Raw genomic sequence first — 1830 nt, forward strand, 5'->3', positions numbered from 1 at the left:
TCTTCCCCCGCCCCACAGTCTTACCTGATCGGATCTGCAGTCATAAGCCACCATCGCGCAAGACGATGACCGGTTTATGACTGTCGATTGACAGTTTGCTCTTTAACAATGTGAATCATGCTGACAAATTTCTCCGCAAGGAGAAAAGACGTGATACGTCTCAAGCGTATCCGGCAATTGTCGTACGTAATCGCAGACCAGACCCTTTCGGGTTATATGGTCAAGCGATTAAGCGCACACGGTGGATGCCTAGGCAGCCAGAGGCGATGAAAGACGTGGAAGCCTGCGATAAGGCTCGGCGAGGTGGCAAACAACCTGTGACCCGGGCATTTCTGAATGGGGAAACCCACCCAGCATAAGCTGGGTATCCCACACTGAATCCATAGGTGTTGGGAGGCGAACCAGGGGAACTGAAACATCTAAGTACCCTGAGGAAAAGAAATCAACCGAGATTCCCCTAGTAGCGGCGAGCGAACGGGGACCAGCCCTTAAGCGTGTGACTGATTAGGCGAAGGCATTGGGAAATGCCGCCATAGTGGGTGATAGCCCCGTAGCCGAAAATCTGATCGCGTGAAATCGAGTAGGTCGGGGCACGTGAAACCTTGACTGAAGACGGGGGGACCATCCTCCAAGGCTAAATACTCCTGGCTGACCGATAGTGAACCAGTACCGTGAGGGAAAGGCGAAAAGAACCCCGGAGAGGGGAGTGAAATAGATCCTGAAACCGTGTGCGTACAAGCAGTGGGAGCAGACTTGTTCTGTGACCGCGTACCTTTTGTATAATGGGTCAGCGACTTATATTCAGTGGCGAGCTTAACCGATTAGGGGAGGCGTAGGGAAACCGAGTCTTAACTGGGCGACCAGTCGCTGGATATAGACCCGAAACCGGGCGATCTATCCATGAGCAGGTTGAAGGTTGAGTAACATCAACTGGAGGACCGAACCAGGATCTGTTGAAAAAGATTTGGATGACTTGTGGATCGGAGTGAAAGGCTAATCAAGCCCGGAGATAGCTGGTTCTCCTCGAAAGCTATTTAGGTAGCGCCTCACGTATCACCGCCGGGGGTAGAGCACTGTTTCGGCTAGGGGGTCATCCCGACTTACCAACCCGAGGCAAACTCCGAATACCGGTGAGTGCGAGCGTGGGAGACACACAGCGGGTGCTAACGTCCGTTGTGAAAAGGGAAACAACCCAGACCGTCAGCTAAGGTCCCGAAATCCTGGTTAAGTGGGAAACGATGTGGGAAGGCTCAGACAGCTAGGAGGTTGGCTTAGAAGCAGCCATCCTTTAAAGAAAGCGTAATAGCTCACTAGTCGAGTCGGCCTGCGCGGAAGATGTAACGGGGCTAAACCAGGTACCGAAGCTACGGGTGCGTTCACGTTTCGACGTGGATGCGCGGTAGAGGAGCGTCGTGTAAGCCGATGAAGGTGGATTGAGAAGTCTGCTGGAGGTATCACGAGTGCGAATGCTGACATGAGTAACGACAAGGGGAGTGAAAAACTCCCCCGCCGGAAGACCAAGGGTTTCTGTTCTATGCTAATCAGAGCAGAGTGAGTCGGCCCCTAAGGCGAGGCCGAAAGGCGTAGTCGATGGGAAACGGGTCAATATTCCCGTACCTCACATGGTTGCGATGGGGGGACGAAGAAGGCTAAGTGAGCCAGGCGTTGGTTGTCCTGGTGAAAGTCGGTAGGCTGAGGGTTCAGGCAAATCCGGACGCTCAAGGCCGAGAGACGAGACGAACAGACTACGGTCTGGAAGTCACTGATGCCACGCTTCCAGGAAAAGCCTCTAAGCTTCAGATCATGTGGGACCGTACCCCAAACCGACAC

1 rRNA gene (cut by a window edge) is annotated in these 1830 nt (G+C 53.6%); it reads left to right on the forward strand.

The annotated features are described in order from the left end of the window. Window positions 1-218 precede the first annotated feature (218 nt). Window positions 219-1830 (forward strand): 23S ribosomal RNA (locus IEI94_RS21505); it runs 1412 nt beyond the window's last position.

The organism is Halomonas sp. ML-15 (assembly GCF_014779595.1).
In the GTDB taxonomy this organism is placed as follows: Bacteria; Pseudomonadota; Gammaproteobacteria; order Pseudomonadales; family Halomonadaceae; genus Franzmannia.